Consider the following 21,846-nt stretch of genomic DNA (forward strand, 5'->3'; position numbering starts at 1 on the left):
GCGCCGGAAGCCGGTGGCCGGCGGACGCCGCTCGAGGCCGTGCCACGGCCGGGCCGTGGCGGCGCACGCCGCAGCGACGCAGGGCAGCGGCCGACACCCGCGCCCCAGCGGCACCGGCGATCCGGCGCCAGTGCCTCAGCGCCAGCGCTTCAGCCGCCCGGCGCCTCGGCACCCAACGGCATCGGCGATCCGGCACCTATGCCTCGGCCGCCCTGGCACCTCGGCCGCCCTGGCCGCCCTGGCGCTTCAACGCCCGGCCGGCATCCGGCTGCTCACCTTGGCTGCTCGACCCGGCGGCTCAGCCGCCGGAGACGACACGGCCCGAAACGACCCGGCGGCCCGAGACCACCCGGCCCGAAACAACGCGGCCCGAGACCGCCCGGCCCGAGACGGCCCGGCCGGACACGACGCGCTTTGCGGTGTTCGGCATGTTCACCTCCTCCATATCAATCCGCACCTCACAGCGCGATATGAATGCGCGGCGCAAGAAGGGGCGCCGACGCCGGCCATAACCGATCCACTGCCGTCCATGGCCGCCAGAAGCATCACCCCGGCCTTTGCCGCGTGTCAACCGCAGGCATAACGGTTTCGTCGACTTTCAATGTGTTTCTGCGCGATCCCCGCGCATTCCACGAGAATTGGACATAACGATCGTTAAACCGGACATTCGGGTTAAGATTGGAGTTGATCAATGACTACCCCTTTCGGTCGGACGCATTCGGCCGTTAGGCTTCGCGGCAGTCTCCGGACGCCGACCCCGCACTCGCTTTCCCGGGTGCGGACGTTGGTCGTCAGCGTCCGAACGAGTTTGGTCGGCTCGGACGCCGGCGAAACGGACCTGCCTGCGAGGGAGGTGCGAAATGAAGGGTGCTGCCCTGCGTGGGGCCCGACTCTGAGTCGGAGCCGACGTCCGGCGGCCGGCGGGGAGGACCCGGCGGCCGCCGGCACCACCAGACCGACAGTTCCGCTCCGGCGGTGCCGACCGGGCAAGTGCGAGGGATCACGGGGGATCCGGAAGCGGCCACAGCCGGTACCGAATCCGAAAGAGGATCAGACGCATCATGGTCGAAACTGCAACGGCGCAGCGCCTCCCGGTCCGGTTCGCGGGGGAGGGTTCCGGGGTCGAGGACCTCACCTGGGGTCAATGGGCGGCCTGGGGATCCATGCAGATCAGCGGCGAGGCCGACTGGGCCGGCGGGACCATGCCGCTGACCGACGGGCAGACCGTCGAGGAGATCACCCGCCTGCTGGCGTTCATCATGAGCCGGCACCAGTCGCTGCGCACCCGGCTGCGGCTCGACGCGGACGGCACGCCCAGGCAGGAGCTCTCGGCGTCCGGCGAGGTGCACCTCGAGGTCGTCGACGCCGGCGGCCGCGACCCGGCGGAGGTCGCCGAGGAGGTGCGCGAGCGATACGAGACGGCGCCGTTCGACGTCGAGCACGACTGGCCGGTGCGGATGGCGGTGGTCTGCCGTGACGGCGTGGCCGCCCACTTCGTCGCGATCTACTCGCACCTGGCCATCGACGGGTACGGTATCGCGGCGCTCGCCGCCGACCTGGCCAACTTCGACCGCGCGACGGGCCGGCACCTCACGCCGGTCGCCGCTCTCCAGCCCTTCGAACTGGTTCGGCAGCAGCGCTCACGAGCCGCGCTGCGGCAGCAGGCGATGTCCCTGCGGCACTGGGAGCGGCACCTGCGCACGGTCACGCCGCACCGGTTCCGGCCCGTGGCGGTGCGCTCCGAGCCGCGCTACTGGGAGGCGAGCTACCGGTCGCCCGCGCTGTTCCTGGCCCTCGACGTCGTGGCCGGACGGGCGAAGGTGCACAGCGGGGCGGTCCTGCTCGCCGCCTACGCGATCATGCTGTCCCGGATGTCCGGCGACCCGCGCAGCGTGGTGCGGACGCTCGTGAGCAACCGATTCCGCCCGGGATTCCAGGAGTCCGTGGCCGGGGTGGCGCAGAGTGCGTTGTGCGTCGTCGACACGGCCGGCGCCGACTTCGACGAGGTCGTGGCCCGGGCCTGGAAGAGCCAGCTGTCGGCGGGCATGCACGCCTACTACGACCCCCGGGAGCTGTGGGCCCTGATCGACCGGGTCGCGGCCGAGCGTGGCGCCGAATTTGACCTCACCTGCTATTTCAATGATCGACGTAGGTCATTGTCGCAATCATCCGATCGTGTGACGGTCACATCCGTGGAACTTTCGTCGGCGCTGCGGGAAAGCCGGCTGCGGTGGGGCAGGAAGTCGAACACCCCCGACGTGACGTGCTTCCTACACGTCAACCCGGTGCCGGACACGATCGACCTGACCTTGCGGGTCGACACGGACTACGTTTCGCCGGACGATCTGGCCAACTGTCTGCGTGGAATCGAGGAACTGGTTGTCGGCGCCGCCTGGCCGGACCGCCTTGCGTGACATCAGTCGAATCGCGGTGCCCTTCCGCGGGAAGGCGCCGGGACCGGCGAACTGACCTGGGGGCGGCGGGAGATCTGGCGCATCGGGCGCACGCTACCGCACGCCCCCGATGCGACATTGACCGAGTTCACGACGTTGCTGGCCTGTCTGGTCAGTCGCCACCAACCGGAGTCGGCCGCGGTGACGGCCGCGCTGTGCCGGGACCGGGGTCAGGACGGCAGGCGGACGGACTGGGCCGTGTGGAAGACGTCGGACGGGTCGTACCGCTGCTTGACCTGCTGGAGGCGCGGGTAGTTGGCGCCGTGATAGGCGGTCTCCCAGCCGGTCAGTTCGCGGTTCGCGTAGTTCTGGTAGACCTCGCCGGTCAGGTGCGGGCGCAGGTCCTCGGCGAAGTCGTCGACCCAGCTCACGTTGAGGTCGGTCTCCTCGTCGCCCTGCCACTGCGAGATGATCGAGACGTAGTGCAGCGGGGAGCGGTGGACGAAGGCCGTCGCATCCTGCGGGACCCGGGCGATCGCACCGCCGGCCAGCAGGTCGAAGCGGACCATCGAGAAGCCCGACGGCATGCGGCGGAAGTGATCGGCCAGCTTGGCGAAGGCCGGCTCGTCGAAGCCGTCGGGGGCGAAGTACCCGCCGAGCCACTTCGACTGCAGGCCGTAGACGATCTCCTCGCCCATGCCCTGCATGAGGTCGAAGTACGACGTCTCGCCCATCGACGAGAACAGCGGCTCGCCCAGGGCGTCCAGCGGCGCCAGGGCGGCCGCGGCCTCCGACGGCGGGCCGACGTACATCCCGTACATGCCGATGACCTGCTCGCCCTCCGGATACGGGTCGGTGGTGAGCAGCAGGCACAGCGCGAGCTTCTCGTCGGCGCGGTCCGCGTAGAGGTCGCGGTAGACGCGGAAGACCTCCTCGGCCTTCGCCATCGGCCACGCGATCAGGCCGCCGACGACGGTCTTCGGCACCGGGTTGAGCCGGTACGTCAACGAGGTCACCACGCCGAAGCCCGCGCCGCCGGCGCCGCGCAGCGCCCAGAACAGGTCCGGGTGCTCCGTCTCGGACGCCCGCAGCACCTGCCCCTCGGCGTCGACGAGGGTCGCCTCGAGGATGTGGTCGCAGCCCAGGCCGAAGGTACGGCCGAGCGGCCCGTAACCGCCGCCCAGGCTGTAGCCGGCGTTGCTCACCGTCGGGCACTCGCCGCCGGGGCCGGCCAGCCCGTACTCCAGGCCGTCGGCGCCGGTGAAGGAGTGCTCCACGTAGGTGACCTTGTCGATGTCCCGCCAGCCGATGCCGGGGCCCACCGTGACCGTGGCCGCCGCCGGGTCGAACGCGACGGCGCGCATGCCGCCCACGTCGACCACGACGCCGCCCTCCACGAGGGACAGGCCGCTGGCATGGTGGCCGCCGCCGCGGACCGACAGCGGCAGGCCGTTGTCGCGGGCGAACCGGATCGCCGCCGCCACGTCGGCCTCGCCGGCGCACTGGGCGATGAGCGCCGGACGGGTCCGCACGCGGGTGTTGAAGAGGACCCGCGCGGCCTCGTAGCCGGGGTCGTAGGGGGTGATCAGCCTGCCGGTGAAGGACGCGAGTCCGGAGAGGTCGAGCCGCATCCGGCCGATCTTGTCACCGTGGCGGGGCGACGGCAAGGGTGGCGAACTCGGCGACGAGGCGGCGCAGCCGGCCGATCACCGGCCGGTCGCCGAGCCGCCCGGCGAGCAGGTCCGTCACCGAGCGGTAGTTCCACAGCAGTTCGTCGGCGGTGCGGGCGCTGTGCTCGAACAGCGCCGGGCCGAACCGGTGCAGGTCGTCCACAAGGGATTGCAGGCTGCACACCTTGTCGGCGGCGATGACCAGCAGCGACGCATCGGAGGCCGCCGCCATCCGGCCGAGGTGGGCGCGCTTGCGCTCCCACCAGGTCAGGCGGGTGCGCTCGTCGGCGTCGGCGTCGGTGCAGTCGTGGACGATGCGGTAGACGTCGTCGCCGAAGGTGTCGCGCAGCTCGGACCGCGACGTCGGCTGGTCCTCCAGCACGTCGTGCAGCAGCGCGCCGATCGCGACGGTCTCGTCGCCACCCTCTTCCAGGACGACGGCGCACGTCGCCAGCAGATGGGAGACGTACGGCGTGCCGGTGTTGTGCCGGACCTGGCCGGTGTGCCGGCGCGCGGCGAACGCGAGTGCCTCCTCGAACCGCGGCGACAGCACCGGCGACCACCTATCCCAGCATCGCCGCCACGTCGGACAACTGGCGGACGACCTCGGCGCGGTCCAGCCGGCGACCCAGTTGCAGGCCGCCCCGGGGCGGCGGCTCGCCGGGCCGGTAGTACACCCGTGACCGGCGGCGCTCCCGGGGACCGCGCAACACCAGTGTGGCGCACGCGGCGGCCCGATCGGTGACCGCTTGGTGGACGACCGTGGACGTGATGGCGTAGTGGCCCTCGAGCGGCCGGCGGTCCACGGTGCGCACCGGCGCCAGCCGGGCCTCGCCGTCGTGGGTCACGTGGGCGATCCGGCCGCCGAGGTACGGCCGGTAGCTGAACCGGCGCCAGGCGTCCCCGATCGGCGACTCCTCGAGTTCGACGAAGTGCTGCCGCCCGCCCAGCAGGACCGACGTGAACGGGAACCGGTGGTCGTGCGGGCGGGAGACGTCGGGCGCCGCGCCCGGCGACGCCGGCCAGTAGTGCAGGGTGAGCCGGGAGCGGTCCGCGTGCTCGGCGGCGACGATCTTCGTGAAGCCGTTGACGTGCCGGTACGGCGCACCGGCCGGCCACTGCCCGTCCCGCGCGGACGCGAGGAGCCGGTCGAGCACCTCGGCGATGCCGGCACGGTCGAGCAGGAGGTCGTGCAGAAGGACGTCACCCACAGCGGATCTCCGCATAGCTGCAGCGTGGCACAGATCGGGCAAATCGGGCGGCGGATCGCGCCGCGGTCATCCCTGTATAGATACCAGTTTGCGCGGGCCGGGGGTGTTACCGGTGGGTGAATCGTTCGGCCGCGTCGAGGACCCGCTTCACGGCCTCACCGGTCGCCTCGCGCAGCAGCCGGGCGGGGGAGCGGTCGGCCACCCCGGCGGCGCCGACCTCGCGCAGCCACCCGGCGGCGGCGCCGAGCCGGTTGGCCCGGGCGAACGTGTCGGCGACCTCGACGGCACCCTGGAGGCGCTCCTCGATCTCGCGCCGGCGGCGCCGGTCGGCCCGCCAACGGTGGAACTCGCCCACGGTGGCGGCGCCGGCGACATACGCGGTCAACTCCTCGCCCAGCAGCGCGAGGCAGCGGTCGATGCCACTACGCGCCGTCGCCGGGCGGGTCGTGCCCCGCAGCACCTGCGCCGTCATACTGCCGACGCTACCGCCCGGCGGCCGTCCCGGCGACCGCCGGGCGGGCGGTTGGCACGTTCACCCGGTCACAACGGCGGGCGGCAGGTAAAAATCCGACACGTCCTGGGCGAGCAGGTCGAGCACCGGCGCGCCCTTGTCCAGCGCGGCCGCGAACGCCGCCCAGGAGTCGAGCCGATAGCCGCCGGCCTCGGGGAACTCGCCGTGGGTGAGGTACCGCGGGAGGAGGAACGCGTTCTGGACCAGCCAGTGGACGTACCCTCCCTCCTCGCCCCAGCCGGGCAGCTCCTTCGTCGACGTCAGGTATGCCCGCAGCTCCGCGGCGCTGGACCAGCGCACCATCCGCGACTCGTTCGTCAGGTGCCGGATGTAGGGGTTGTACAGGAGGGTGCCGCCGAGCCCGAAGTGCTCGCGGAACTGCTCCCACAGCAGCCGCTCGTCGCTGCCGGCGTAGGCCATGACCTCCGCCGCCGGCTCGGTCTCCAGCAGGTGGTGCAGGAACGCCCACGTGGTCAGCGGGGTGAGCAGGCGGTTGGCGTCCTTGCTGAGCAGCGTCTGCACGATCGCGGCGGCGTGCTGCTCCAGGTCGTGCAGCGCCAGGTGGGGCACCACCTTGATCGCGGCCAGCACGCTGTAGAGCGACGGGTTGCGCTCGCCGTAGAAGATCCGCGCCACCGACCACGGGTCCGTCGGGCGCAGCAGGCTCGGCTCCCGGTGCGACCCCTCGATGTAGTCGTGCAGCGAGACGACCGCCGGGTCGGCGGCCGGGTCGACCCGGCGCATCCAGCGCCGCAGGTCGGCGGCGAACGCGGCGCCGAGCTCAGCCCGCTCCGCGACGCCGAAGTCGTCGAGGCAGGCCACCACCCGCACGCCGCGCTGGCTCAGCGCCGCCGCGGTGAGCGCCTGGACCGCGTTGATCAGCGATGCCCGGGCCCGCAGGCGCACCGGCCAGAACAGCAGCCGCGGCGGCTGCGGCTCGCCGGCCCAGTCGACGCCCCAGCCGTACCGCCGCTCCAGCTGGCGCAGCAGCGGCAGGACGGCGGCGGGCGCGACGTTGCCCGGCTGCGAGAAGAGCTCACGCTCCCAGTCGAGGTGCCGCACCCGGCGGCGCGGGTCGGCCCGCGGCGCCGTCGCCGGCACCTGGAGCCGGTCGGCGAGCCGGGTGAACAGCTCGTCGCCGTCGACGCCCGGGTAGTAGGCCGCCAGGTCACCGAGCCGCTCGGAGAGCGCGGCCGGCGGGCCGTCGTCCTCCTGCAGCGCCCACAGCACCCGCACCGGCCGGACCTCGCGGACCGCGCGCAGCGCGCCGGTCACCACGTCGTCCCATCCGCTGTAGCCGACGACAACCACCCGGTCGCCGGTGATCAGATCGGCGATCGCCCGGCCCGCCGCGGGCGCCTGAGCGTCGGGCGCCGGGTCGTGCAGCAGCGGCGAGCGGCCGGCCTCGCTGACCGGGCGCCAGAACCCGTGCAGGTGGAACACCTGGACGGCGCCCTCGCCCTCCGGGCGTCGGTCCGGGCGGCCGGCGGCGTCGACCGGGACGCTCAGCGCCTGGCGGCCGGTCAGCCGCACCGCCACCTCGAGCATCGGGTCGAAGTTCGTGGTCAGCACGCCGTTGCCGAACTCGTCGGGGCGCCACGCCAGCAGGCGGCCCACCGCCCGCACGCCCGCCGGGAGCTCCCACCAGTCCAGGCTGTTCTCCACCCGCTCGCCCAGCCGCAGGTCGACCCGCTGCCAGATGCCGTGCGTCGCCAGGGGCGAGCTGGCCAGGTCGGGCGCGCGGTAGCCGGCGAGCACCGCCTGCTGGGCGATCACGTCGAACTCGCCGGGGGAGCGCCGGGCGGTGAAGACCCGCCGGTACGCGAGGTACACCTCGATCGGCGCGGCCTGCGGGTCCAGCTCCTCGCGGGCCTGCCGCAGCGCCTGGGTCAGCTCGCCGTCGTCGCCGAGCCCCGCCGCATACCGCTCGGCGAGCTCCACGATCCCGGCGGGTCCCGGCACCGCGGGCATGGTCATCCCCGCGCCGAGGATGAGCGTGATCTGCTCACCGCGGCCGATGGCCTCGGCGATCTCGTCGAGCAGCGTCATCCCGCGTCCCCCCGAGCGCGTGCGTGCAGCGTCGTCCACAGCTCCCGCGGCCGGCTGGAGTGCACCTCCCGCACGTCGGAGTCGCTGAGCAGCAGCAGGCCGCCGTCGATGTCGGCCTCCAGCTGCTCCGGTCCCCAGCCGAGATAGCCGGAGAACAGCCGCAGCCCGGCGATCACCGGCGCGAGCGGCGCCGGGTCGGCCGACAGCGCGATCACCCCGAGCCGCTCCCGCACCGGCCGGAACCGCAGCGGCGGCTCGACGTCGGGGCGCAGGCGGGCGACCGCGATGAACCCCTCGGCGCGGCTCAGCGGCCCGGCGTCGAACACGACCGCCGGCGGGGTGAGCAGCCGCCGCCAGCCCGCCGGGATCTCGGCCGGCAGCGGATGCCCGGTCGGGGTGTTGATCCGCACGCCGACCGCGCCGCGGCCTCGCTCGTGCCGCAGGATCAGCACCGCGGCCTGGCGCAGGTCGCGGTCGTCGACGGCGGCCGTCGCCACCACGATCCGCCCGACCAGGTCACGGTGGTGCCGGGCGGCGTTGCGCACCAGCGCGAGCTCGTCGCCGGCGTTGCCCATCCGCAGCTCCGGCAGCTCGAAGCCGCGCTCCCGCAGCCGCAGCGTGACCTCCCGCCAGACGGTGCGCACGTCGAGCACGGCCGGCCGGTCCGGCAGCCCGCCGCGCAGCACCCGCAGCAGCTCGCCGGTGAACGCGGTGTAGGGCTCACCGGGCGGCGCCTGCGCGGTCCGGTTGCGCGGCGCCGACACCAGCAGGCAGGTCTCGTCGGTGCCGGCCTGGTCGGCGACGACCTGGGTGCCGGACTCGCCGGCCGCCATGTGCCCGGCCGCCCGGCCGGCGTAGCAGCAGTCGAGGATCACCAGGCGGCGCCGGGCCCGGCTCGTCGCCACCGCCCGCCGGAGGTGCTCGAAGGGCAGGCCGGCCTCGTGCGGCACCGCCGGATCCGTGTCCCGCAGGGCCAGCACCAGGCTGCTGTCGACCGGGTCGACGAGCCCGTGCCCCGCGTAGTAGACGACGAGCATCCCCTCCGGCTGCACCTCGTCGGCGGCCCGGCGCAGCTCCCGGCTCACCAGCCGCGGGTCGTCGTGGTCGGCGAGCACCGTGCAGTGCTCCGGGGCGAGGCCCCACAGGTCGGGGTCGGCGAACACGCCGCTGAGCCCGGTGAGGTTGCGCGTCACCGCCGGCACCTCGGGCAGCGCACCGTATCGTGCGCTTCCGACGAGCACGGCCCGCGACGCCCGCGGGTCGGCCAGCTCCGCCATGGGCCTACCCGTCGAGGGCCCGCGCCGCCGCGGCGACCGCCTCGGGATCGGACGACTCGATGCGCACCGTCGCGCCGTCGGGGTCGGTGCGGGTCAGCACCACGGCCGGTGCCTGGGGCCGGGCCCGCCGCCAGTTGGAGATCGCCAGCAGTAACTGCCCGACGGACAGCCCGGTGCCGAGCACCAGGCTGATGATCTCCACTGCGCCGCCGAGCTCGCCCGGGCGGGCCGCGGTGGACAGGGCGATCTCCTGCTGCGCGATGTCCGGCTCGCCGATCAGCCAGCGCTGCAGCGACAGCAGGGTGTCGACGTCGGGGGCCGGGCCGTTGTCGAGGGCCTCGAGGTGGAGCTGCAGGTGCACTGGTCAACCCGGGGTGTGAGAGGTTGGAACTTCGAACCTTATCGAACCCGTGCAACTGTTGTCTGCCCCGTTCCCGCTGCGCAGCAGGTCCAGGACTGGCGGGGTCGCTGCGTCGTAGCCGCACGCGGATCCGGATTCCCCGTTCACGCGGAATTTCACCCTGTGACCGTTACACCTGCGTCAGGACGGGAACCGGAGAACGCATGGGTGAGGGTGTGTTGGTGTTCGCGCCGGTGCCGGTGCTCACGGTGACCATCGAGCAGCAGGTCGAGGCGGTCGAGTTGCACCTGCACCCGGGCGGGCAGGGCGTGTGGCAGGCGCGCATGATCTCCGCGCTCGGCAGTCCGGTGACGCTGTGCGCCGCACTGGGCGGCGAGACCGGTGAGGCCCTGACGAAGCTCATCGAGGACGAGGACCTGACCCTACGGGCCGTGCGGCGCTCCGGCGACAGCGGCTGGTACGTCCACGACCGCCGCGAGGGCCAGCGCCGGGAGATCGCCGCCGCCCCGGGTGTGCCGCTGGCCCGCCACGACCTCGACGAGCTGTACAACCTGGCGCTCGCCGAGGGCCTGAAGTCGGCGGTGGCGGTGCTCAGCGGACCCGCCGACCCGTCCGTGGTGGCCGCGGACGTCTACCGCCGCCTCGCCATGGACCTGGCCGGCAACGGCGTGCGGATCGTCGCGGACCTGTCCGGCGCCTACCTGGACGCGGTCGCGGGCGCCGGGGTGGCGGTCCTGAAGGTCAGCCACGAGGAGCTGCTCGACCACGGCCGGGCGGCCTCGGACGCGCTGGACGACCTGGTCGAGGCCGGGCACCGTCTGAAGGGCGAAGGAGCGGGGACGGTACTGGTGAGCCGCGCCGAAGAGCCGGCCCTCGCGTTCTTCGACGACCGGGTCATGCTGGTCCGCGTGCCGCCGCTCCAGGTCGTCGAGCACCGGGGCGCCGGCGACTCGATGAGCGCCGGCGTGGCCGCGGTGCTGGCCCGGGGCGGCTCGATCGAGGAGGCCGTCCGCACCGGCGCCGCGGCGGGCGCGCTGAACGTCACCCGCCACGGCCTGGGCACCGGCCGCGCGGAGGCGATCGCCGAGCTGGTCCCGCGGGTCGAGCTGGAGCCGCTCCAGCGCTAGCCGAACAGGCGGACGGCGGCGCGGCGGGCCCTGCGGCGGGCTTTGCCGAGCCGGGACAGGGCCTGCCGGCCGTGCTCGTCCTGCCGGGCGTGGAGCAGCCCGTACGTGAACGCGTTGTCGCCGTCGGCGTGCGCCCGCACGGCGTAGTCGCGCAGCAGTTCACCCGTCACCAGCGAGTCCTGGTGTGCGCCCAGCACGTCCTGGAGGTCGGTGAGCCGGTCGGCGAGCTTCCCCGCCGGCCTGCCGGCGAACGGCTCGATCAGCTCCGCCGCGTATCGCGCCCGCTTGTACGCCTTCCGCGCCTCGTGCAGCCGCTCGTCCCGCGTCGGCTGCCCGGGCGGCGGTGCGCCGTCCCCGGGCGGCTCGGGGGTCCGCAGCGCCATGGCGAGCCGCCGGTCGGCCCGGCGCAGCGCCTTGCGGGCCAGCCGGCGCAACCGGCTCCGGCCGATCCGCCCGTCCGCGCCGGCGACCCGACCGACGAGCGCGTCGATGTCGGTGAGCAGCCTCGTATACCGGTCGCTGTCGAGGCCGGCGATGAGCTCCTCGCGGGCGGCCGCGCGGCGCTCGGCGAGGCGCTCCCGGATCCGGTCGGCGACCGGGCCGAGCACCAGCTCCGGCGGCTCGCCGGCGACGAGTGCGGCGAGGTGGTCACCGATCACGTCCCGGTCGCGGACCGCGCCGAGCAGGCCGGTCAGCCACTTGACCTCGTCGTGCAGGCGGTCCAGGTCGGCGTCGGCGGGCAGGACGGAGGCGAACGAGCGCAGCGTCGAGCGCAGCCGCCGGGTGCCGACCCGCATCTTGTGCACCGCCTCGACGTCGCCGTCGCGGACACCCGGGTCGTGCTCGACGATCGCGTCGCGCTGCGCCCGCAGGTAGTCCGCGAGAGCACGCCGCCCGGCCGACCCGCCGTCGCCGTCACCGGCCGGTGCGGCGGGGTAGTCGTCGCCGAGGGCCTGCGCGAGTTTCGACGGGCTCGCCGACGGCCGTGCGCCCGCCGCCCGCAGCGCGGCGTCGAGCTCGTCGAGCGCCTCCCGCGCGCCGTCGACGAGCTCGACCTCCAGCTCCCGCCACCGCTGCACGGGCCGGCTGCCGAAGAGCGACTCGGTGGTCACCGTGTCGTCGGCGACGAGCGCGACGGTGCTCCCACCGGCGTCGCGCAGGGGCCGCTCGAACCGGTGGGTGCGGATGCGGGCGACCGGCTGGAGGTCCTCGCCGCGGGTGAGCGCGCGGACCTGGCCGGTGATCTCGCCCGGGGGCTCGGCCCGGTCCTCGGAGCCGGGCACCTGGAGCTCGCTGCGTTCGCCGCCGGAGGGGCGCTTGAGGTGCCAGCCCGCGTCGTGGCCGCCGCTGCGGCGGCGCAGCGTCACCCGGCCGCGGGCCAGGCGCAGGCCCGGGGTGTCGTAGTAGACGGCGTCGAGCCGTAGCTCGTCGGCCTCCCCGACGGATTCGACCCCGCCGACACCGGTGAGTGCCGGCAGCGCAAAATCGGTGGGCAGCTCGTACTTCCGCTCCACTTCGAGTTTCCCGGCCATGGCGACAAGTTTCCCAGCGGATGACCGATCGGCAAACAACAGTTGGCCGGATCGCAACCCTGACCCCTGCGATCGACCTGCGGCTGGACAAGGCGTCGCTCGTGGGACTCGGGTCACTCTTGCCGGTTATCAGGGCATCCGGCCTGGTGCACGTAACCTTGGGCAGTGAGTCCGAGCCTGTTGCGCGCCGTGGCGACCTCCGTCGTGGCGCAACGCGTCCGGTTCGGCATCCGCCTGCTCCAGGACTGGCGGCTCACCGTCGCGTGGGGCAAGTCGCTGCTGCGTAGCGGCGTGACCAGCTTCGTGGTGCTCGCCGTCACCTTCTGGCTGTTGCCCGGGGTCCGGGCCACCGGCGGCCCGGCCGCTCTGGTCGAGCTGACCGTGCTCCTCGCGGTCATCGGCACGCTGATGCGGCTCGTTCTGCTCGGTGTCGCCGTGGTCGTCGGCGGGATCGGGGTGCTCGTCGTCGGGGTGATGGTCCAGGCCCTGGTGATGTTCACCGCCCTGAGCCTCGCCGAGGGGGTGAGCGTCGGCAGCTTCGTCGACGCCTGGATCGCCAGCTGGCTCGCCGCCGTGCTCACCGCGCTGGTCAACTGGCTGGCCGACGCGGGGAGCGAGGACGTCTTCCTCGGCCAGGCGCTGCGGCAGATGGCCCGGCGGCAGGGTGACCGGCCGGCGACCGAGCCCGGGGTGCTCGTCGTGCAGCTCGACGGGCTCTCCGCGCCGCTGCTCTCCTGGGCGGTCAAGGCCGGCAACCTGCCCAACCTCGGCAAGTGGCTGCGCACCGGCACGCACTCGCTCGTGCCCTGGCACACCGGGATGCCCGCGACCACGCCCGCCAGCCAGGCCGGCATCCTGCACGGGTCGGAGGGGCAGATCCCGGCCTTCCGGTGGTACGAGAAGGAGAACGACCGCCTGGTCGTCACCAACCGGCCCCGGGACGCCGCCGACGTGGAGGCGCGCATCTCCACCGGTCGCGGCCTGCTCGCCGACGGCGGCGCCAGCATCAGCAACGTCTTCTCCGGCGACGCGCCGACGAGCCTGCTCACGTTCAGCAACGCCGCCCTGCCCGGCCGCTCCGCCCGCGGTTACCTGGCGTTCGTCGCCAGCCCGTACGGCTTCGCCCGGGCGATCGTGCTGTCGGTCGGCGAGATGCTGAAGGAGATCCAGCAGGCCCGCCGCCAGCGGTTCCGCAACGTGTACCCGCGGGTGCCGCGCACTGGTGCGTATGTCGCCCTGCGCGCCGTCACCAACGTCCTGCTCCGCGATCTCAACGTGTCGCTGATCTCCGAGCAGATGAGCAAGGGCACCCCGGTGATCTTCTGCGACTTCGTCGACTACGACGAGGTCGCCCACCACGCCGGCCCCCTGCGCCCCGAGGCGCTGCAGACCCTCGAAGGGCTCGACCGGGTCCTCGGCACCCTGCACCGGCTGACGAAGGTCGCCGGCCGCAGGTACGAGATCGTCGTGCTCTCCGACCACGGCCAGAGCCAGGGCTCGACGTTCAGCCAGCGGCACGGGCTGACGCTCGAACGTCTCGTCGCCGACCTCGCCGGCGGGGTCAGCTGCGCCGCGAAGGGCGGCACCAACGACGAGGACTGGGGCCGCGCCAACACGCTGCTCGCCGGCATGTCGAACCAGACCCGCTCGTGCGGGCCGGTGTCGCCGCCCGCCACCGGCGAGGTGATCACCGTCGCCTCCGGCAACCTCGCCATGCTGTACCTCACCGACGTCCCCGGGAAGGCCGACCTCGAGGCGATCGACGAGCGGCGCCCCGGTCTCGTCGACGGCCTCGCCAAGCACCCCGGCATCGGGCTCGTCGTCGGGGAGTCGGCCACCGACGGGCCGGTCGCGATCAGCGCCGAGGGTCGCCACCGGCTGCGCGACGGCGCCGTCGAGGGCGTCGACCCGCTGCGGCCGTACGGGCCGCACGCCGCCGCCGACCTGCTCGCCCACCAGCAGACCGCTCACGTCGGCGACCTGGTCCTCGTCAGCCGGGTCGACCGGGGCACCGAGGAGGTCGCCGCGTTCGAGGAGCTGGTCGGCTCGCACGGGGGGATCGGCGGCTGGCAGACCGAGGCGGTGCTCGTCCACCCGGCGCACTGGCCCGGCCCGCAGCAGCCGCCCGTCGGGCCGGTCGCCGTGCACCGGGAGCTTGTCCGGTGGCTCGACGAACTGGGCCTGCGCATCCCGCCGCCGGTCCCGACGCCCCGCCCCGGTGACATGTCGGAGATGTCGCGTCCCGTCTGACCGTCCCTTGTGGATCAAGGTTCGCCGTGGTTGGATCGGTGGACTTCGCCTCGTGGAGGGACATCGACATGACAGCCGCGCGCCCCTGGAACTGGGAAGATCCGCAGGAGCTCGCGGCCACCGTCGACCTGTTCACCGAGGATCTCGCGCGGGTCGACAAGGTCTCCCTGGCGCTCACCGCGCCGCTGCTCACCCGCGAGCACCTCGATCAGCTGGGCGTCACCGGCATCGAGTTCGCCGCGTTCAAGAGCGCGCACCCGCAGGCGCTCGGCACCGATCTCGTCTCGCTGACCGACGCCACCGGGGCCCGCACCGGGCCCGGCCACGTCTACCGGGTCGACGACAGCGCCTACTTCGCCGAGATGGACATCGCGCAGTCGCTGCCGGTCGCGGACGATACCGTCGACTGGGTGTTCGCCGAGCACCTGATCGAGCACGTGTCGCTGCGCGTCGGCATCGCGTGGCTGACGGAGGTGCGCCGGATCCTGCGCCCGGGTGGCCTGCTGCGCCTGACGACCCCCGATCTGAAGGTGTACGCGCAGAGCTACGTCAACGGCGACGGTTTCTTCGCCAAGCACCGCCGCCGGATGAACCGCGCCCTGACCGGCGTGGCCCCGGCGATGCCGGCCCGCGGCGCGTTCATGTTCAACCAGCTGTTCTACGTCTACGGCCACCGCTGGCTCTACGACCTGGAAGAGCTGCGGCACGCGCTGACGACGGCCGGCTTCGACGAGTCGGGCATCACCGTGCGCGCCTACCGCGAGGGCGCCCGCCAGGACGTGGCCGACCTCGACCAGGTGCTCCGCAACGACGAGTCCATCTACGTGGAGGCCACGGCCTGACGCCACTCAGGCGCCGGCGGAGACGCGGGCCTCGCGGCGGCGGCGGATCCAGCCGGCCACCTGGGTCACCACCAGCACGATGACGACCGCCGCCACCACGCCCTGCCACGGCTGCGGAAAGACGCTGCGACCGAGGAGGCCGATCGCGGCGTACGTGGCCGACCACAGCGCGCACGCGCCGACGTTCGAGACGATGAACGTCCGCCAGGACAACCCGACGATCGCCGCGGTGAGCAGCACCGGGATGCGCCCGCCCGGGATCAGCCGCGAGATCAGCAGGGCGGTCACCGGCTGGGCGCGCAGCCGCTCACGCACCGTGGCGGCCAGGCGGAGCGGCTCACGCAGCATCCGCAGCCGCCGGGTCAGCGCCTCCCCGCCGGCCCGGCAGATCGCGAATGTCGCCGCGTCGCCGAGGTACGCCCCGAGCCCGCCGACGGCGACGACGGCGAGCAGCGCCAGCGGGCTGCGGTGGGCGGCGACGACGGCGGTCGCGCTCACCGCGGCGCCGGTCGGCAGCACCGGCACGGTCGAGCCGACGGCCACGATCGCGAGCAGCACGGCGAGTGCCGCGATCATTCCTTCGAGTGTCGTCACGGGCGTGACGCCAGGGAGAGGCTCTCGCCGGGGGCGAGCACGTCGACGGCAGTCTCGGGGGCGACCTGCGCGGTGTGTGCGGCGAACTCGTCACCGGGCCGCACGAACCGGTCGGGCCGCACCCGCGCGCACCCGACCGGCCAGAGCGTGCCCCAGTGGATCGGGACCGCCCGCCCCGGCCCGATCAGCCGCATCGCCTCCGCGGCGCCGGCCGGGTCGAGGTGGCCCGGGCCGAGGGTCCAGCCCCAGCCCCAGACCGGCACGAGCGCCAGGTCGACCGGTCCGATCGCCTTCATCTCGTCGAACAGCCCGGTGTCGCCGCCGAACCAGGCCGACCGGCTGCCGCTGACGACGTATCCGAGCGCGATCGCGCGGACCCGGGACTTCGGCGTCCGCCCGCCGTCGTGGCTGGCCGGCACGGCGCGGACGTGCAGTTCCCCGACGGTGGTCTCCTCGCCGGGTGCCAGCTCGACCAGGTCCCGCTCGCCGAGGCGCGCCCGCAGGAACGGCGCCGACCCCTTCGGCACGATGAGCCTGGTCCGCCGGGGCAGCATGCGCAGCGAGGGCAGGTCGCAGTGGTCGCCGTGCAGGTGGGAGATGACCACGGCGTCGGGCGGCGCGGGCAGCTCCGGCCGGGGGCCGCGCCGCCGGTGGAGGTGCGCCAGCCGGTTCCGCAGCACCGGGTCCGTGAGAATCGTGGTGCCGCGGTCCCGGATCGCGACGGTCGCATGGCCCCACCAGGTGACGTCCATGCACACAGTTTGCCCGCCCGTTCCCCGGACTCGCACCGGCCGGCCTGATCAGGGCCATATGGCCTATGGAAGTTCCCATGGCGGCGGACGGCCTCGGCACTTCGCGCCCACCAGCCGGCCGGTCAGGCTTCCAGGCGGTGACGGATGCGGTGCAGCGTCTCCGCGCCCCAGTACCGGCTGAACTCCGTCGCCAGGCCGCTACCCTCCCGCACGGCGGCGACGAGGTCGACAAGCAGGTCGTCCGTCGCCGCCCACAGGTAGCACTGGCCGGTGCTGCCCCACGCGTCCTTCTCCAGCAGCACCCGCTGGTCGTCGCCGGATCCGGCGAACCGGTGCCGCTGGCCGTCGCTGTTCGACGGACGCCCGTCCAGGCGCAGGCCGAGGCCGGCCCACACGGCCGGCTCGAAGTTCGTGACCGTCGACCGGATCACGCGTTCGCCGTGCATCGCGGAGTGGTCCCAGATCCGGGTGTAGACCAGGTCCGAGAACGACGCCATGTGCGTGGTCCAGTCGTCGGAGGGATCCAGGTCGTCGAACGAGATCACGACGGGCGGGTCGTCGCTGCCGTCGAGCACGACCGCCCACGAGCAGACGCCCTGATTCTCGATCATGAACGGCAGGAGCCGGCCCTCGGCGACCGGGTCCCACTCGCGTTCCTCGTCGCCGGGCCCGTCGTCGCCGTCGGGCTCCGGCCAGAAGGTCTCCAGCCGGCCCAGCTCGTGCGGCTCGTACACGCGGTCTTCGTTGCCGAAGTCGCGCAGTACCGCCGGGCCGGCGGCGAGCGAGTACCACTCGCGCACCGACGCGGGCAGTGCGAAGCCACGGTCGGCGGCGAACCGGTCGATCGCCGTGACCGCGCCGGAGGACACCTCGGCTGTCCGGGCGACCAGGGCCAGCGAACGCGCGTGATACCGCAACTCGGTGGTCACCTGGAGAGCTCCTGAGGGCGTACGGGGCGAAGGACGCCACACGATCTTGAATGCCGCGGTGCATCCTAGCGCGGCCGGGTGAGCGCCTACGACCTGGAGCTGTAGGACTCCGACAGGTCGCGGACGGCGGTCGGGGCCGACGGGTCCAGTGCCGCCTCGACCGTGAACGACTCCATCTCGGCCAGCAGGGCGTAGAGGTCCTCGATCGCCAGGGCGGTGGTGTCGACCTCCGTGGTGATCTGCACCGTGTCCGGGACGTCGTCGACGTTGATCATCAGTTCCTCGTTGAAGAACACCATCGGCCGCTCCAGCACCACCGCCGTCTCGGCGCGGGCCGCGACGATCTCGTCGTCGGACGGCTCCGCGCCTGCGGCGGCGGTGCGGAGCGTCACCCGGCGGTCGTTGTAGAACACCGCCAGATCGACCGGCTCGCCGCGCTCCGTGGCGATCCGCTTGATCAGGGCCAGGCGGGCGCCCGGGTCGTAGTATGCGTACTTCGACGCGCTCATCGACGCCTGTCGCGCCCGCCGGACGGCCTCCTCGGCGTCGACCCCGGTCACGTCGAAGACCACCAGGCCGTTCTGCGCCAGGGGGCTCACCACGTCGGCGAGGCCGGGGCGGAAGCGGTTGCTGACGATCACCTGCGACACGAACGGTGTGCCGCCGGTGATCCGGCCGAACGCGACGGCGTACGCGGCGAGCAGGACCGGCGCCGCGTCGACGCCGAGCCGGGCGGCGAGCCGTTCGCCGGCCAGCAGCAGCGCCCGCGACCGCCACACCACCTGGCGGAATCGCGGCTCGCCCCGGTCCGCGGCCGGTGCGAACCGCCGGGGTTCGATGCTGCGGAGGTGGCCCTCCCAGTACCGCATCGCGTTGTCGGTCTGGCGCTGCGCGCCCCGCTCGAGCTGTGCGGCCACCAGTTCGAACGGCTGCATCGCGGTGTGCGGCCCGGCGGGCTCCCGCGTCGCCGGGTCGCGCTCGCCCAGTTCGCGGATCATCGTGGCGAGTCCGCCGCCGTCGGCCGCGAGGTGGCAGACGAGGACGATCACGTGTGTGGCGGCGCCGTCCCGGCGGACCACCGCCATCCGGATCGGCCACTCGTAGGCGTAGTCGAAGTTCCGCGCCTTCCACTCCGCGAACACGGCGTCGGCGACGGCGGCCGGATCCTCGCCGGGCCGGGTGTCGTGGACCCACAGGGTCGCCTCACCCGAGCCGAAGACCTCCTGGGTCACCTCGCCGTCGTGGCCGAAACGCAGCTTGCTGCGCATCGACCCGTACCGGCTCATGAAGAACCGCAGCTCGGCGGCGAAGTCCTCGACCGTCCGGTCGTCCAGGACCGGCACGACGCCGCCCATGCTCATCGACGAGTCGACCTCGACCATGGCCCGCCACACCTGCTGCTGACCCCACGCGAGCCCGCCGACACCGGCGCCGTCGCCCTCGAACGGGACGATGATCTGCTCCACCACTCCGGCCTCCCGATGTTGCGGCGTGCCCCGGGCACACCGGTTCCCCGGGGGGATGCTGCCACATCGATCGACAGAGGTCGTATCGACCAAAAGGGTTCGACTCAGGCGACAAGGGCCGTGACGGCCCGGGCGGCGACGTCCGTGCGCCGCCCCACGCGCGGGTGCTGCTCTGGCTCTCCGTGGCCCCGGCCCACCTGGAGACGGTCGGCAAGGCGCTGGCCGGCCACCCGGAGGTGGTCTTCGCCGCCGCGACGACCGGCGAGACCAACGTCGTCGTGACGGTGATCTGCCCCGACATGGCGGCCTTGTACGGATACCTGACCCGCCGCGTGGGCCCGCTCCCGGGCGTCGAACGCGTGGAGTCCGCCCCGTCCCTGCGTCACGTGAAGCAGGTGGGCGCCGTGCTGCCGTAGGTCACCGCTCCGGCGTGAACATCTCGGCCGTGTTGGTGCCGCGGAGCTGCTCGGCCGGGCTGTAGCCGCCGATCACGAAGATGGAACCGCGGCCGGTGGCGAGCGCCATGCCGGCGCGGGGCATCGTGAGCTTCGGCAGCAGGGGTGTCTTGGACTGGTCCTCGCACCACCAGTCGTACACCTCCGAGCCGTTGTGGCCGCCCAGCACGCAGAGGCCGACACCTTCGATCTTGACGGCCGCGGCGCCCTCGCGGGGGTGGTCGAGCTTGAGGTCGGTGTCCACGACCTTCCGCTGCCGCAGGATGTCGACGTCGTCGTACTGCTCGTTGTTGTTGCGCTGGAAGACCCCGCCGACGAAGAGGACCGTCCCGGCCCCGTCACTCACCGCGGCGAGCTTCTCCCGCGGCTTGCTCAGCTTGCCGACGACCTGCCACTTGGTGCCGTCGTTGCTCAGCCCCCAGATCGTGTCCTTGGCCATGCCGTCCGTGCCCGTGCCACCCGCGTAGACGATGCCCTGCCCGTCCCACACCGCGGCGCCCGAGTTGCGCGACTCCGGCAGCGGGACCTTCGCCGCCCAGTTGCCGTCCTTGTCCAGCCGCAACACCTGGTCGCTGGCGCCGTTGGGGGTCCAGCCGCCGATCACCCACAGCGATCCCACCGGGTCCACGACGACACCCATGTGGCTGGTCGGCCTGGGAAGGTCGGGCCCCTTCACCCAGGTGCCCCGGTCGCCCTGTTCCAGGTCGTAGATCCACACCGACGCGAGATGCTTGCGCGGGTCCGCGGCGGTGAACCCGCCGATGACGTAGAGCCTCGTGCCGACGACGGCGGCGCCGGCGGCCTCGATCCCGACCTTCGCGCCGTCGGCCTCGGTGGGGACGTCCGGCAACCGCTTCCACGAGCCGATCGGCTCCGGCGCCGCACCGGTGCCGCCGCGGTTCTCCTTGTCCCGGAACGCGGTCAGCGCCCAGATGCCGCCACCGATGAGCACGAGCAGCACGACGAGCCCGGCGAGCAGCATGCGGCGGTTGCGGCCCGTCGCCGGAGGAGCCTCGCCGCCCGGCTCCGCGGCGAGCCGCACCGGCGCGTTCGCTCCGTGCCCGGCGACGTCCGCCACCGTCGCCGCGGGAGAGACCGGCGTGCCGGAGGCGGCGAACGCGGGGGACACCGGGACCGGCACGTCCGAGCCGGGCTGGGCGGACACGGGCGCGGTCGACACCGGTGTGACCGAGGCGGCGGCCGACGAGACCGGCGCGGTGCTCGGCGAGCCGTACACAGAAGACCGCGGCCCGGCAGGCGGCGCCTGATGCCCGCCGCCGAAGGCACCGCCCACCGGCGCCGACCCGGTCGCGACGCCGAGCCGGCCGTCGGTGCCGAGCTCCGCCGGGTGGACCACGGCGCCCTCGGCGACCGGGAGCTCCGGCTGCTCCAGCACCGTCGGCGCGATCCGCAGCTCGCGGTGCAGCATCCGGGCGACGAGCGGCACGCGTGACGAACCACCGACGAGCATGATGCCGGCGAGCTGGTCGGTCTCGAGGTGGCACTCCTGGACGACCCGGGCGGTCTCCGCGACGGTACGGCGGATCATCGGCCCGATCCGCCGCTCCAGCTCCTCACGGGTGAGGTGGAGCGCGGCCTCGACACCCGGCACGGACACCGGCGCGGCCGTGGTGCGCGACAGCATCTCCTTCGCGCCGCGGATGTCATCCCAGAACAGCCGCCGGTCGCGGCGGTCCTGGGCGGTCACCGGCTGCTCGAGGCGGCGCCACACGTCCGGCTGGGTCGTGCGCAGTACCTCGCCCAGGAGCTCGACGAGCGCCGCGTCGATGTCGAGGCCGCCGGCGTCCTCCAGGCCGCCGGAGCCGATGACGGTGAAGCCCTGCTCGTCGTTGCGCACGACCGCGACGTCGACGGTGCCGCCGCCGAAGTCGTAGACGGCCATGGCCGAGCCGCGGGGCAGCGGGTGGTTGAGCGCGCTGATGAAGTACCGCGCCGCGGCGACCGGCTCGGGCACCAGGCTCACCTGCGGGAAGCCGGCCGCGACCGCGGCGTCGTGGAGCAGGGAGCGGCGCATCCGGCCCCACGACGCCGGACAGGTCAGCACCGCGGGCGGCGGGAGCCGGGTGATCTCGCCGACCCCGACGGCGACGCTGCGCAGCACCGCGGTCAGCAGGTGCACGGTCGGCACCTCGGCGTCGCCGAGGAGCACCGCCGCCTCACCGAGGCGGCGCTTCGGGTTGGGCTCGAAGCGGCCCGGGTCGAGCTGCGCGAGCCGCTGGGCGTCGCGACCGACCGCGAGCTGCCCGTTATCCTGCATGAAGACGGCCGACGGCATCAGCGGCGCGCCGTCGAACAGGACGGGGCGCCGACGCCCGTCGGGGGACCGGATCACGGCGACCGTGTTGGAGGTGCCGAGGTCGATGCCGACGACGAAGCCGCTCGTCACGACGACCTCCTCATGCTGTG

At 73.4% G+C, this 21,846-nt stretch carries 19 protein-coding genes; 5 read left to right on the forward strand and 14 right to left on the reverse strand.

What is annotated here, in order from left to right; genetic code table 11:
- Positions 1–298 precede the first annotated feature (298 nt).
- Entirely contained in the window at positions 299–430 is a 132-nt protein-coding gene (locus Dfulv_RS12520; protein WP_259863021.1) for a hypothetical protein, read from the reverse strand.
- 631 nt (positions 431–1,061) lie between these two features.
- Between Dfulv_RS12520 and Dfulv_RS12525 the strand changes: the two genes are divergently transcribed.
- Positions 1,062–2,414, forward strand: coding sequence for a condensation domain-containing protein (locus Dfulv_RS12525; protein WP_259863022.1), 1,353 nt, complete (start codon positions 1,062–1,064; stop codon positions 2,412–2,414).
- Positions 2,415–2,623: 209 nt separating this feature from the next.
- On the opposite strand, the gene Dfulv_RS12530 is transcribed toward Dfulv_RS12525, so the two are convergent.
- From Dfulv_RS12530 to Dfulv_RS12560, 7 genes are all read right to left on the reverse strand, one after another.
- Positions 2,624–4,024, reverse strand: a complete 1,401-nt coding sequence (locus tag Dfulv_RS12530; RefSeq protein WP_259863023.1) for an FAD-binding oxidoreductase — start codon at positions 4,022–4,024, stop codon at positions 2,624–2,626.
- A gap of 13 nt (positions 4,025–4,037) precedes the next feature.
- Entirely contained in the window at positions 4,038–4,616 is a 579-nt protein-coding gene (locus Dfulv_RS12535; protein WP_259863024.1) for an HD domain-containing protein, read from the reverse strand.
- Positions 4,617–4,626: 10 nt separating this feature from the next.
- Positions 4,627–5,274, reverse strand: a complete 648-nt coding sequence (locus Dfulv_RS12540) for a hypothetical protein (protein WP_259863025.1) — start codon at positions 5,272–5,274, stop codon at positions 4,627–4,629.
- Between the two features lie 106 nt (positions 5,275–5,380).
- Entirely contained in the window at positions 5,381–5,746 is a 366-nt protein-coding gene (locus Dfulv_RS12545) for a hypothetical protein (RefSeq protein WP_259863026.1), read from the reverse strand.
- Between the two features lie 60 nt (positions 5,747–5,806).
- Positions 5,807–7,834 (reverse strand): SIR2 family protein, encoded by a 2,028-nt coding sequence (locus tag Dfulv_RS12550; protein WP_259863027.1) that lies wholly within the window; start codon positions 7,832–7,834, stop codon positions 5,807–5,809.
- Positions 7,831–9,111: a YqgE/AlgH family protein gene (locus tag Dfulv_RS12555; RefSeq protein ID WP_259863029.1), complete on the reverse strand. Its 1,281-nt coding sequence runs from the start codon at positions 9,109–9,111 to the stop codon at positions 7,831–7,833. The genes Dfulv_RS12550 and Dfulv_RS12555 overlap by 4 nt, the downstream gene beginning before the upstream one ends.
- 4 nt (positions 9,112–9,115) lie before the next feature.
- Positions 9,116–9,472 (reverse strand): effector-associated constant component EACC1, encoded by a 357-nt coding sequence (locus Dfulv_RS12560; protein WP_259863031.1) that lies wholly within the window; start codon positions 9,470–9,472, stop codon positions 9,116–9,118.
- Between the two features lie 203 nt (positions 9,473–9,675).
- On the opposite strand from Dfulv_RS12560, the gene Dfulv_RS12565 reads away from it, so the two are divergent.
- Entirely contained in the window at positions 9,676–10,599 is a 924-nt protein-coding gene (locus Dfulv_RS12565; protein WP_259863032.1) for a 1-phosphofructokinase family hexose kinase, read from the forward strand.
- On the opposite strand, the gene Dfulv_RS12570 is transcribed toward Dfulv_RS12565, so the two are convergent.
- Positions 10,596–12,131, reverse strand: a complete 1,536-nt coding sequence (locus Dfulv_RS12570; protein WP_259863033.1) for a CYTH and CHAD domain-containing protein — start codon at positions 12,129–12,131, stop codon at positions 10,596–10,598. The genes Dfulv_RS12565 and Dfulv_RS12570 overlap by 4 nt on opposite strands.
- Positions 12,132–12,296: 165 nt before the next feature.
- Between Dfulv_RS12570 and Dfulv_RS12575 the strand changes: the two genes are divergently transcribed.
- Both Dfulv_RS12575 and Dfulv_RS12580 read left to right on the forward strand, forming a co-directional pair.
- Positions 12,297–14,381, forward strand: coding sequence for an alkaline phosphatase family protein (locus tag Dfulv_RS12575; protein ID WP_259863034.1), 2,085 nt, complete (start codon positions 12,297–12,299; stop codon positions 14,379–14,381).
- A 68-nt stretch (positions 14,382–14,449) separates the two neighbouring features.
- A complete protein-coding gene (locus Dfulv_RS12580; protein WP_259863035.1) occupies positions 14,450–15,223 on the forward strand; it encodes a class I SAM-dependent methyltransferase in 774 nt (257 codons plus the stop codon).
- A gap of 6 nt (positions 15,224–15,229) precedes the next feature.
- On the opposite strand, the gene Dfulv_RS12585 is transcribed toward Dfulv_RS12580, so the two are convergent.
- The 4 genes from Dfulv_RS12585 to Dfulv_RS12600 all read right to left on the reverse strand — a co-directional run bounded on the left by Dfulv_RS12585 (position 15,230) and on the right by Dfulv_RS12600 (position 18,967).
- Positions 15,230–15,817 (reverse strand): DedA family protein, encoded by a 588-nt coding sequence (locus tag Dfulv_RS12585; RefSeq protein ID WP_259863036.1) that lies wholly within the window; start codon positions 15,815–15,817, stop codon positions 15,230–15,232.
- Entirely contained in the window at positions 15,814–16,569 is a 756-nt protein-coding gene (locus Dfulv_RS12590; protein WP_259863037.1) for an MBL fold metallo-hydrolase, read from the reverse strand. The genes Dfulv_RS12585 and Dfulv_RS12590 overlap by 4 nt, the downstream gene beginning before the upstream one ends.
- A 122-nt stretch (positions 16,570–16,691) precedes the next feature.
- Positions 16,692–17,498 carry an SMI1/KNR4 family protein gene (locus Dfulv_RS12595; RefSeq protein ID WP_259863039.1) on the reverse strand — a complete coding sequence of 269 codons (807 nt, stop codon included), beginning with the start codon at positions 17,496–17,498 and terminating at the stop codon, positions 16,692–16,694.
- Between the two features lie 86 nt (positions 17,499–17,584).
- A complete protein-coding gene (locus tag Dfulv_RS12600) occupies positions 17,585–18,967 on the reverse strand; it encodes a condensation domain-containing protein (protein WP_259863040.1) in 1,383 nt (460 codons plus the stop codon).
- A 161-nt stretch (positions 18,968–19,128) separates the two neighbouring features.
- Between Dfulv_RS12600 and Dfulv_RS12605 the strand changes: the two genes are divergently transcribed.
- Entirely contained in the window at positions 19,129–19,380 is a 252-nt protein-coding gene (locus Dfulv_RS12605; RefSeq protein WP_259863042.1) for an Lrp/AsnC family transcriptional regulator, read from the forward strand.
- A 1-nt stretch (position 19,381) separates the two neighbouring features.
- Here the strand turns inward: Dfulv_RS12605 and Dfulv_RS12610 are convergent, their stop codons facing one another.
- Complete coding sequence (locus Dfulv_RS12610; RefSeq protein WP_259863044.1) at positions 19,382–21,826, reverse strand: Hsp70 family protein; 2,445 nt, start codon at positions 21,824–21,826, stop codon at positions 19,382–19,384.
- Positions 21,827–21,846: the final 20 nt, after the last annotated feature.

The sequence above is a fragment of the Dactylosporangium fulvum genome (assembly GCF_025137375.1).
GTDB lineage: Bacteria > Actinomycetota > Actinomycetes > Mycobacteriales > Micromonosporaceae > Dactylosporangium > Dactylosporangium fulvum.

Coding starts and splice junctions, on each gene's coding strand:
- Dfulv_RS12570 (WP_259863033.1), bottom strand. CDS start 12,131: ATGGCCGGGAAACTCGAAGTGGAGCGGAAGTACGAGCTGCCCACCGAT.
- Dfulv_RS12520 (WP_259863021.1), bottom strand. CDS start 430: ATGCCGAACACCGCAAAGCGCGTCGTGTCCGGCCGGGCCGTCTCGGGC.
- Dfulv_RS12550 (WP_259863027.1), bottom strand. CDS start 7,834: ATGACGCTGCTCGACGAGATCGCCGAGGCCATCGGCCGCGGTGAGCAG.
- Dfulv_RS12565 (WP_259863032.1), top strand. CDS start 9,676: ATGGGTGAGGGTGTGTTGGTGTTCGCGCCGGTGCCGGTGCTCACGGTG.
- Dfulv_RS12580 (WP_259863035.1), top strand. CDS start 14,450: ATGACAGCCGCGCGCCCCTGGAACTGGGAAGATCCGCAGGAGCTCGCG.
- Dfulv_RS12525 (WP_259863022.1), top strand. CDS start 1,062: ATGGTCGAAACTGCAACGGCGCAGCGCCTCCCGGTCCGGTTCGCGGGG.
- Dfulv_RS12530 (WP_259863023.1), bottom strand. CDS start 4,024: ATGCGGCTCGACCTCTCCGGACTCGCGTCCTTCACCGGCAGGCTGATC.
- Dfulv_RS12545 (WP_259863026.1), bottom strand. CDS start 5,746: ATGACGGCGCAGGTGCTGCGGGGCACGACCCGCCCGGCGACGGCGCGT.
- Dfulv_RS12590 (WP_259863037.1), bottom strand. CDS start 16,569: ATGGACGTCACCTGGTGGGGCCATGCGACCGTCGCGATCCGGGACCGC.
- Dfulv_RS12555 (WP_259863029.1), bottom strand. CDS start 9,111: ATGGCGGAGCTGGCCGACCCGCGGGCGTCGCGGGCCGTGCTCGTCGGA.